Origin of the sequence: Paenibacillus sp. FSL H8-0168 (genome assembly GCF_038592955.1) — a bacterium.
GTDB classification, from domain to species: domain Bacteria; phylum Bacillota; class Bacilli; order Paenibacillales; family Paenibacillaceae; genus Paenibacillus; species Paenibacillus polymyxa_B.
The window spans coordinates 1,285,838-1,297,130 of the sequence record NZ_CP151948.1 but is presented as its reverse complement, the minus strand read 5'-3'; the positions used below and the strand labels follow the sequence as shown (position 1 = coordinate 1,297,130).

Annotated in this window: 7 protein-coding genes; 1 reads left to right on the top strand and 6 read right to left on the bottom strand. The window is 42.7% G+C overall.

Going from position 1 to position 11,293, the window contains the following annotated elements; translation table 11 throughout:
* Positions 1-103: 103 nt before the first annotated feature.
* The gene (queF, locus tag MHI21_RS05910; RefSeq protein ID WP_013309106.1) at positions 104-601 is read left to right on the top strand and encodes a preQ(1) synthase; all 498 of its coding nucleotides are present in this window, start codon (positions 104-106) and stop codon (positions 599-601) included.
* 113 nt (positions 602-714) lie between these two features.
* Here queF and MHI21_RS05905 read toward each other — a convergent pair whose 3' ends face one another.
* The 6 genes from MHI21_RS05905 to MHI21_RS05880 all read right to left on the bottom strand — a co-directional run bounded on the left by MHI21_RS05905 (position 715) and on the right by MHI21_RS05880 (position 11,079).
* On the bottom strand, positions 715-1,548 hold the full coding sequence (locus MHI21_RS05905) for an AraC family transcriptional regulator (protein ID WP_342419643.1): 834 nt from the start codon (positions 1,546-1,548) through the stop codon (positions 715-717).
* Positions 1,549-1,764: 216 nt separating this feature from the next.
* Positions 1,765-3,144, bottom strand: a complete 1,380-nt coding sequence (locus tag MHI21_RS05900) for a glycoside hydrolase family 32 protein (protein WP_340931546.1) — start codon at positions 3,142-3,144, stop codon at positions 1,765-1,767.
* On the bottom strand, positions 3,137-5,392 hold the full coding sequence (gene bglX, locus MHI21_RS05895; protein WP_340931545.1) for a beta-glucosidase BglX: 2,256 nt from the start codon (positions 5,390-5,392) through the stop codon (positions 3,137-3,139). Before bglX ends, MHI21_RS05900 begins: the two co-directional genes overlap by 8 nt.
* Positions 5,393-5,410: 18 nt before the next feature.
* On the bottom strand, positions 5,411-6,817 hold the full coding sequence (locus MHI21_RS05890; RefSeq protein WP_322251256.1) for a sucrose-specific PTS transporter subunit IIBC: 1,407 nt from the start codon (positions 6,815-6,817) through the stop codon (positions 5,411-5,413).
* 291 nt (positions 6,818-7,108) lie between these two features.
* Entirely contained in the window at positions 7,109-8,878 is a 1,770-nt protein-coding gene (locus MHI21_RS05885; RefSeq protein WP_342419642.1) for a phosphatase PAP2 family protein, read from the bottom strand.
* 209 nt (positions 8,879-9,087) lie between these two features.
* Positions 9,088-11,079 (bottom strand): copper amine oxidase N-terminal domain-containing protein, encoded by a 1,992-nt coding sequence (locus MHI21_RS05880; protein WP_341038948.1) that lies wholly within the window; start codon positions 11,077-11,079, stop codon positions 9,088-9,090.
* Positions 11,080-11,293: the final 214 nt, after the last annotated feature.

Below are 11,293 nucleotides of genomic sequence, written 5' to 3'. Positions count from 1 at the left end.
CGGCAGCGAAGCGGAGACTCAAATCATTCGCGGAGCGACCTCCCACCACCATAACTCCCTCTCTCTTTTACCAAACCAACTTACTTTAAGGAGCCTTATCCATATGACCGGAAGAACACCCGAAGAAATGACCGATGTTACCCTGCTTGGCAATCAAGGCACACAATACACTTTTGCCTATGATCCCGCCATTCTCGAAAGCTTTGATAATAAACATCCCTATCGGGATTATTTTGTAAAGTTCAATTGCCCGGAGTTCACCAGCCTGTGTCCGATTACAGGACAACCTGATTTTGCAACCATCTACATCAGCTACATTCCCGATATTAAAATGGTAGAAAGCAAATCCCTTAAGCTGTACCTGTTCAGCTTCCGTAACCACGGCGATTTCCATGAAGACTGCGTCAACATCATCATGAATGACTTAATTAAGCTGATGGACCCTCGCTACATTGAAGTATGGGGCAAATTCACGCCACGCGGCGGCATCTCTATCGACCCGTACACCAACTACGGCAAGCCAGGAACAAAGTATGAACAGATAGCGGAGCACCGCATGATGAATCATGATATGTACCCAGAAAAGATCGATAACCGTTAAGCTAATAACTCTTCTGACATAGCGTAAATATCAAGGGGTTGTCCTAAAGTCATCAAATGACTCAGGGACAACCCCTTCGTTTTACTGAAAGGAGACTGTGCACGCTTGTGGCATTACACATCCAGATCAAATCTTGATTTTTTATATTCATACGGTGTTTTACCCATAACTTCTCTAAAAGCTTTTCTGAAAGATTTCTCGTTTGGAAACCCGACCTCGTAAGAAATTTCTGTAAGTGACTTATTAGTTGAATCCAGTAAATCGATCGCCTTCTCCAAACAAAGAATTTGCTTGTATTCGGTAAACGTCTGGCCTGTATATTTATGAAACATTCGCGACAAATAAGCCTCCGAATAACCGCAGATACGGGCCGTTTTGGCCAAGCTAATATTTTCAGTATAACGCTCTTTAATAAAGTCCATGATTGTCTTTATCTTTTGTTGCTTTTCACTGAATACTTCCGGTGGAATGTCTGTCGTCTGACTAAAATGATTGACAAGCAAATATTTCAGTTCAATAATTCGGCTTTGCTCTAAAATGTAGTCGTATTTGCTTTTGGAAATATGTAGATCATATATATCCATAAACAATCCTCTTAATTTAGAGATTATAGGTTCTTCAACTTGTTTCTCTTGCGTGTTTAAATGGATGATTACTTGTTCATTGGCAAAGAAAGTGTCTGGAAATTGCAGCACTATGACCTGGTTCTCCGTAATGCTCTGCGTGGAATGCGGAACATTGCTGTTAATGAATAGCGCATCCTTTTCCATCAAAATAGTTATTTTTCCTTCATGCCACACCTTTAGACTTCCACTTGTACAGTAGATCAACTCCATATTGCTGTGAAAATGCATAGGAATGACTCTTTCTGTATCTCTGGATTGGAACATAAAAAGGTTAATCATTTTTTTTCTGTCTATTTCGATATGTTCATATATTTTTTTCATCACCACACCTCATCAGCCAGCCATGAGTAATTCATCTGTATTCTATATTAAGGCATAAACTCTTATACTAATACTCATACTATACCGATAGTAAAATGCCCGGACAAGCAGAATCTATTCAACGGACCAAAAATAAAAAAGAAGGCAGTTCTTCCCGCAAACGGGATAATGAACAGCCTTCCTTAACCTGCTTGCAACCCGGCAAGCAAAAAAATGTTACCCTACACATTCCTGCAACTGATACATTCTAACTTCTCCTACATTGTCTCCTGCCTCAAGTAATACATTGCTTTGGTCTGCATCTTCTATGAAATAACGCAGGGAAAACACTTCTTCACCCTCATTCACAAAGATCTCCAGGCTTGAGCTTTCAATGAATATTTGCATTTCTGCAAGCTTATTATTTAATGTTGCTCTTCTGTACTCTCTCTCGCCAGTCAACCAGTTTGTTCTCCAAACGGTCAGACTGTTTTGTTCCTGATCATAGTCAATTTGCACAGCATCCCTTATGATCATTTTAAAATTTTCTGTCAGTAAGGAAAAATCAACAATTAGCTCCGCTTGTGTAGAAGGCAGCACCCACTCACTACTACTTTGAATTTCCCCTTTGTAATGCATGCCATCCAGTCTTAACAATTGTAATTCCGGCAATGGTTTCTGGTACAACACACCGTTCATCAGCACAACTTCTCTAGGAAGTGTTAATGCATGAATCCAGCCCTCCTGAATGGTCGGGACAGCCCTCTCCGCTTCCTCATTCATGGCGCTCATCCATCCGAACATAATGGTTCTGTCATTAACTTTGAATGATTGTGGAGCGTAAAAATCAAATCCTCGATCAAGCTCTTTAAAATCGGAAAGGTCCCCGTTGAATTTGCCTGTATTCGATAATTTGCCAACCATATATCCCGATTGATTAGGATTTTTATAATATTCGCCTCTCTCCGGTAAACCCTGAGGAGAGAAAACAAAAACATCATTTTCGGCAAAATGAAGTACGTCCGGACATTCCCACATATATCCAAATCGGTGGTCATGATCAACAAATGATCCTTGGCATTCCCAATCGGACAAATTTTTAGATTTGTAGATAAGTGTATCTCCAGTCAAATCTTCTCTCTGAGCACCAACAATCAACCACCAGTTCCCGTGTTGGTCTCTCCATACTTTCGGATCTCGAACATGCCTGGTATAACCTTGTGGATGCTCAAACAAAGGACCGATTTTTTGAAAATACTCTCCATCCTCCGAAATCGCGGCGCATTGATAGCTTTCTTTTACTCCATCATCTCGGATTACATTTCCTGTGTAAAACAGATACAGCTTTTCATTATGAACAATGCCCCCGCCCGAATAAATGCCATCCTTGTCATACCATTCCGAAGGCTCCAGCGCGACACTTTTCCTTTGCCAGTGCACCAGATCGCTGGAAACAACATGGCCCCAGCATTTATTTTTATGCTCAGTTCCTTTTGGATTCCACTGATAAAACACATGATATTGATGATTGAAATAAGCAAGTCCATTAGGATCATTGAGCAAACCGTAAGGAGGGGTAATATGATATTTCAGGTTATACGCGTCGCTTTTATTCATGCTCATCCTCCGGTAAAAAAACAAAACTAAAACTCAGCAAAATTTCCTGCGAGCTTGACCCGATATAAACATCAAATTCACCGGGTTCACTTTTGTATTGCATTTCACGATCATAAAATTTAAGCATCTCTTCATGAATTGAAAATTCAACATTTTGGGTCTCGCCACTTTGCAAAAAAACTTTTTTAAAGTCTTTTAATTCTTTCACTGGCCTTGCAATACTTGCAAATTTATCGCGAATGTATAATTGGATCGTTTCCTTTCCATCATAAATTCCAGTGTTGGTAACAGAAATACGGATATCAACTGACTCATTTTTCTTCATTTCTTTTTGGCTAATTGTTAATAGGCTGTATTCAAATGAGGTATAAGATTTACCATAGCCAAATGGATACAAGGGTTCATTCACTTCATCTATATATCGGGATGCAAACCGATAAGAGCCATTTTCCTTTAAATTCGGTCTGCCTGTATTCAACTCATTGTAGGATATCGGAATTTGTCCCACGCTCCGTGGAAAGGTCATGGCTAATTTCCCCGATGGATTGACTTCCCCATACAGTATATTAGCCAGTGCTTCTCCGCCCATCGTTCCTGGATACCAGGCTTGAACAATAGCGTCCACTTTTCCGGCTACTTCGGTAAGAATCAAAGGTCTTCCGCTATAAACGATCAGAACCATCTTTTTGCCCTGTAAACTTAATTCATGGAGTAGTTTCATTTGCGGCTTAGGAAGCGTCGGGTTCGTTCGCGATCCCCCTTCTCCGCTCTGATAAATACTTTCTCCCAAGGCGAGGACAATGACATCCGCTTCGTTAGCATTTCGGATTGCTTCGCGCAGCAGGGCCTCCTCATCGACTGTTTCAGCAGCCAGCTTGTCCGCATATTTGCCAAGGGCTTCTCTTGCATTAGCAGGAAGCATGTGCGCCCCTTTGCAAACCGAGAGATTGTCGGGATCAACATGCTTTAATAATCCCATTTTCAAATTGACGGTATCCGCCTCATCCCCCTTAATGGCCCACATACCCAGGGTGGAGTTTTCATCTGCGTAAGGACCGATTAAAGCTACTTTGGTATGTTTAGACAATGGCAGCAGTTGATTTTCATTTTTCAGCAAGACTACGGATTCTTCAGCCAAGGACAGCGCGGCTTTTTTATGTTCATCTGACAGAATGCTGTTTCTCGACCGCTGAACGGTTTCCTGTAATCCGCGGAACGGGTCCTCAAACAGCCCCAAATCATTTTTCAGCTTTAAAATACGGTATACCGCTTCATTCAAAAGCTCCAACATATGCTCGTTATCAGATACTACTTTCTCCAATTGATTGGCGTATACTGCTGTCTTCATATCCACATCAACACTAGCCAACAATGCCAGCCTTGCAGCGGAAGCCTCATCTTCGGCATAACCGTGCATGATCAGTTCTTCTATAGCGGCGTAATCCGAGATCAACACACCATTAAAATTCATCTCTCGTCTTAGCACGTCGCGGTTAAGCCACTCGTTTCCTGTTGCAGGAACGCCATTCAAGGTATTAAAGGCCGTCATAACAAGCTTTGCCCCCGCCTCGATTGCAGCTTGATACCCTGGCAAATAATATTCTCGCAGCGTGTGCTCCGACATATCCACGGCGTTATACTCACGTCCAGCGACAGGTGCCCCATAAGCGGCAAAATGTTTGACGCAAGCGGCAATTTTATTGGCTGGTATGATATCCTCCGAGTTTCTCCCTTGGATCCCCTGAACCATGCTTTCAGCATATTTCTTCGCTAGCAAAGTATCCTCTCCAGGCGATTCCATCACCCGCCCCCAACGAGGATCTCTAACGATATCTACCATGGGGGAAAAGGTCACGTGAACACCTTCGTCATAACATTCCTGGGCAGCAATCGAACCTGCATGTTCTATACTCTCATAATTCCAACTACATGCTTGTGCAATCGGAATCGGGAAGATGGTTCGATACCCATAGATAATATCTGCCATGAACAGCAGCGGAATTTTATGAATCGATTTTTCCAAATAATCCGTTTGCAGTTGGATAATTTTTTCTGGATTAGTGATGTTCAATATGGAGCCTGTGTTATATATATTGTAGCCGGCGTTTAACCCTAATTTTTTTAAAGGACCCGTCACAACAGTGTCTATATCCCCTTCAAAAAAATCACCGGTCAGTTGGATGAGCTGGCCTATTTTCTCTTCTATTGAAAGGCTGTCCAATTTCTTAAGCAGTGTGTTGTTGTCCATGATTCTCCCCACATCATTTTATTTGTGATCTGTTTTTTCTTTAAACCCAAAGATCCACGTTAGTGCAAATGCCACAGCAAAGCCGATTACACAAACTAAGATATATATGAATATCTGATTGTTCAGGTACAATAACATTCCCGGTAGGGCTGTGATTGACATGCCCGTTGCTTGAACATTAAATATACGTGCGAAGAAACCGCCAACCGCTCCGCCAATCAAGCCCATCAAGAACGGTTTGCCATATCGAATGTTCACCCCAAAGATAGCGGGTTCTGTAATACCCAATAACGCAGACAAGGTAGAAGGATACGCAATGGATTTGGTTTTTACATTTTTAGATTTTAGACCAACAGCCAATGCAGCACCCGCTTGTGCGCAAATCGACGCTGAACTGATCGGGTTCACCATATTCCAACCATTGCCTACTAACATCTGTATTTCAATCAGGTTTAAGGCATGGTGCAGTCCGGTAACTACAATAATCTGATTGATGCCACCGTAAATAAATCCGCCGATGCCGTATGGTAATTTTAAAATGGCGGTAACACCCATTAATATTAAAGTTTCCACCTCGTGAAAAATGGGACCAATCACGAACAATCCTAATACCAGTGTTATTAATAATGTCAGAAACGGTGTCAGAATTAAGTCCAATGCATCCGGGACTGATTTTCTGATTTTCTTCTCCAGCATCGCCCCCACGACACCTATTATGAAAGCAGGCAGAACCGAGCCCTGATAGCCTGCAATTTTAATGAATCCGAAAAACACTAGTGGTTCCTGAACTTTTTGAGCGACATCCCAAGATGTAGGCAACGAAGGACTTACTAACATTAATCCAATCAATATCCCCAATAGTGGTGATCCACCAAACACCCGGAAGGCCGACCAACATACCAACACGGGTAAAAATGCAAAAGCCGTATCGGTCAATATTTGCGTAAACAATATGAAATTCGCAGAAATATGATCAGGTGTAAGTCCAAATAACTGGAGCAGTGCAGGCTGAGTTACTAAGCCTCTAACTCCCATGAATAATCCTGTAGCTACCAATGCAGGCATAATCGGAACAAATACATCCCCGAAAACACGGATCATTCTTTTGAAGCGATTATCACCTTGAGTGGAGGCCATCTCTTTCAAATCAGCCTTTGATGTAGCAGATATGCTTTGGCCAACCATGGCATCGTATACTTTATTTACAGTACCGGTTCCAAAAATAATTTGATATTGCCCAGAGGTAAAGAAAACGCCCTTGGCCTTATCAATATTTTCAATAAATTCATCATCAATAATTTCTCTATCTTTTACAATCAGCCTCAGCCGTGTGGCACAATGTGCCATGGAAATAATATTGTCTTCTCCGCCAAGCCCTTTAATGACATCTTGGGCTATTTTAACGTATTCTTTTTCAAGACTCATCAGTCTCTTCCTTTCCTCTGTTCCTCTTAGTTAGTCTGAATCATTTAAAACTTTTGATCAAATATGCTTCTTAAGAATATCATGACTGCGCTTTCAAACAGCGGGATTATTTTACTACATTAAGGTCAAATTTTGACCTTTTTATATCCTTAATTATAAATGCATACTAGCAACTGGTGCCTGATGAAACAATAAAGTGCACCCTAGAATACACAATGGAATAACCTTCTGGTTTATTCCCATGTATTTTAAAGGTGCACTTCAATTGTTGTATAGAGAGTTACTTACGTTTTACTTAGTGAATTTCAACTGAGCACTGTCAGCTGTATAGATAACCTTCACTTTATAATTGCTTGGTAAACCTACCGTTTCAATGGAAGAAAATGCTCCATTTCGTTTAGCATAAGTTAAGATCGTAGCACCATTAGCCGGCACATATTTGTTAGAAAAGTTCAGGCGTAATTTTCCGTTGAGTATGGCTGTTCCCTTTATTTTGAGCACATCATTTTTAGTGCGTAGGTTAAGCTCAAGTGTTCCCTTGGCAGATTGTCTGTAATTTCCGCCAATAATCAGCTTCCCAGAAGCATTTTTAAGAAGAGTTCCCCCGTAATTCGTAATTCCGCCACTTCCGAAAGCCGTGTCCGAAGTTCCCTCCAAAGTACCTTGGTCGATCTGTGTACCGCCGGAATACGTATTGTTGCCCATTAGTTTCAACGTACCTGTTCCCTTTTTAGTCAGCTTTCCAACACCAGATATATTATTGCGCCAGCGATCCAATGCATTGAAACCACCTTTGGAAGCGTCCATATTCACCGTCACATTATTGGCGAAAGCACCGTAGCCATCCGCAGCGGAAAACAAGTTCAATCGTCCCCATCCCTCAGCATTATCAAGTACAGGATATCCGGAAGGAATTCCCGTGGTAGCCAAAACCCAACGACGTTGTGTGCTATCCAGGTAAGGCAAGCGTGTCTCCAATAGTACCTCAGCTCCCTTAGGCACTATCATAGGCGTCGCGGTTGGATTAACCTGACTGAATCCGTATGTTAATCGTTGATTATAATTTTTTTTGTTTGTGGCATAATTGCTGAACCGATCTGGAGCTGTACCTTTTTGAGACAGCAGTTGTTTACGAGCATCCTGATAAGCCGCTTTCTTCAAACTGCTATTGGCTGGATCAGACAGGATAGCAGCAGCCATCGCTGTTGCCATGACACGCCCTCCCATAACATCAAGCGGGGAATGCATACCGGCAACAACACGGTTATTGCCCAGCTCCGAAGCTCGCGTCAGCAGTTCTTGATAACGCTCCGGCACGGCGTAGGCCATAGCAATAGAACTGAGATACGCAGCATTGGTATGACCGCTAGGAAAGCCGCCATCGCTAGTAGCATCAGCTTTGAGAGCGGGAATAAGGCTCGGAACAACTACAGAGTTATCGCTCCAGCGAAACGGGCGAGGATAGCTAAAATAAGACTTAGCCGGGTTCGTCGTAGAGTATTCTCCACGCAAGGTATTTACCAGATTTACGATGTTGCCGAGATTGGAGCTTGTACTCCCAGCATTCGTTCCCTCATCTTCGTATTTCTTAGTCAGGGCATCTGCCGGAATGTCGTTGATTGTTGTCGTGGCACCTGCATTCTTACGATATACATCAGTGAGCGAACCCAGCCCGTCGATCACACTGTAGCTCTGGTTTCTGCGATCATCCAAATAAGCCGCATTGGCCTCACTGGAAGTGCGACGGGCAGCGATATCAATCACTTTTTGAATATTGGCGTCCAGCACGCTGCTGTTTAGCTTGGTACCTGTATCCCAGGTAGCGCCGGGAGTCCAAAGCTTATTAAATTCGGAGAGCAACCCGAGGGTCGGATTAGAGCTTTCCGTCTTATTTGCAGAACTATTATTTTTATAATGATCTACGAAATATCCCCACGACGGTTCTGTTGGAGTTACCGCTGTTGGTAGGGTTGCTGCACTCGCATAACTTCCACCCAGGGAACCTAGAAGTAAGGGTAAAGATAGTAATGCAACTGATAATGGTTTCCTTAGCGATTTCATTCTCAAATCAGATCCTCTCTTCTCTTGTGCTCTTCATACTTTCTCTACGGAGCTATTATCTATATAACAAGATATATGACATAAAGAATCATATCTTAAGTTTGTTAAATTAAGAGCTTAGTTTTGTTAAATGAAAAAAAGGCATCTCAAGATTCGTATATACGAATCTGGAGATACCTCTTTCAAACCGTTATAGAAAATCAGCTACCCTACAGCCATACTTCTATGACTTTGCCATTTACGAAGGCTACTGCCTTGAAATAAAGACTACGATTGCCGTATACCCAGGCTTCGACTTGAGTTCCGTTTGAAGCAGCCCCCTTTTCTCTGACTGTTGGGCTTCCCCATGCGAACTGCACCTGCGTCGTATTCATGCCCAAGCTTACCTCGTTATTTTTAATCTTGTTCCAGATGGCTTGCGACCATTGGTATTTCTTGTACGGATCGTAAGTTAGAAATTGATCGGAATCAGACAGCATTTGTGGAATGCGTGAAGCTCCGATAATGGAAAATGTGTCATAAGTTTCGCCATTAGCCCCCTGGAAAATAACTTCGTAGGATTTAACACCGTTCGGGTCTGTGCTGACTTCGATGTCTTTAACTGTTACCTTGCCAAATCGCTCTCCAGCGTTATAGAAGTTATTGACCCAATAGGTTTTGCCAATTAATTTGGACAGACTACCCAGATCAATGGCTTTGATAATTTTAGCCGTTTCCGGCGTCTCAATGACCAGCTTGGTAGCGCCCACAGATAATTCGCCTTGCTGACGGTCACGATTCCATTTGAATCCGCCCAACTTCAGATCGGTCAGTAATGTTCCCGGGAATACAACCTGTCCGTTAACCGTTTGAACCTTGCCCTTCAGTGCAACAGGTTTACCATTCACTATCGCGGTGGAACTCCCTTTTTGGAGTACGATATTGTTTTTACCCAGCTTGATCGTAAATGCCTGGTTTGCCACGGTAACAGATCCACCCAGCGTCTTGAACACAGACTGCACAGGCAAATACACACTGCCGTTTAGTATAGCCGCCCCAGTCAAGGTTTGGTCAGACGATACCTTTAGTGTAAAAGAAGAGGGTATACCTTCGTTCCGCAGAGATACGGCTGTGCTGCCAATGCCCCTTACTTTGAGTGTACCGGAACCATTCTGCTGTAGCTCAGCAACCTGCGGTTTCTCCACTTCAATCTCACTAGCTTCGGGATGACGTGTTAGTCGATAACCGTTCGAATACGTCTCTTGTACATTTAATTGAATCGTATCGCCGATGGCAGCCTCTTTGGAGGTCGTCAACAAGGACATACCCGTTAATGTAGGCAAACTTAGCGCAGTCGTGGTTCCGTCCTTATAGCCGACCCAAGAGCCATCCTTTAATTGTGCAAAAAGTTCGTCAGGCGAATCAACCAACCTTGCAACATTAGATAACCCGCTAAGTTGCACCGCAGGATATTTTTTCAGCCGATCATAGCTCCATACCGTCCCGTCGCGATGTACAGTAATCAAGACATGTGTACCTTTTTTCCACAATATCGAAGTAATATCACTTCCCACTTCACGTGGCGGTTCATTGGTCAGCATATCCAGCATCGTGACATGACCATCTTCCTTAAGTATTGCAGCATACGCCGTACTCATTTTGATATCAAGCGCACCATCTACATGACCTATCTTGCGGGGCTTAGATTCTGCGTACCCTGTGGAATACCATACATCACCGGATCGAGTAAGAACCGTAAAGTAGGTACTTACCTTATCACCGTCTATAGCATCCGATATTCCCTCGACCTGTTCTCTTCCCCAGGAGATCGTCCCATCGGTTTTAATAGCCAGACCCTCTCCGGTAATCTCCTTTACTCCTGAAGATTGGGCCGTCACTTTTGGGTCGGAGTTATCATCCCAGATGGCTACCTTCCCGTCCTCAGTCCAGCCATAATAACCTTGACTCTTGTCTTTGCTGCCTGTAATGCCCTTCAAATTCAATTTCTCAATAGCCGGGCCATCTATACTCTTTCTCCATAAAGAACCATCATCCAGTATGTAGTTATTCCGGTCGATCACGTCTATAATTTTAGCATTTTTCCAAGTGTTGTTCGTCGTTACATTTGCCGCTACTGCTGTTTCTCCAGTGTTTAACGTAGTTCCCACCACCGCTCCACATACCACGGATACTGCCAGCAAAATCATCCCTGCTTTTCTCATCGTGATTCCCCTTTTCTATCTCTATTTCCATATCAGTAACTTGCATAATTCCATTCCCAACGCTCAAAAATACAATATATAAACGAACTAGATCGCTTCGATCTCTATATTACTGATTTGAAAGCCTTTTTGGGATTGATACAAAATACTCACATATATATCGGTTTTGAGGATGGTAAATGTTTGAATTTCGATATGCCATTTTAGAAATTCT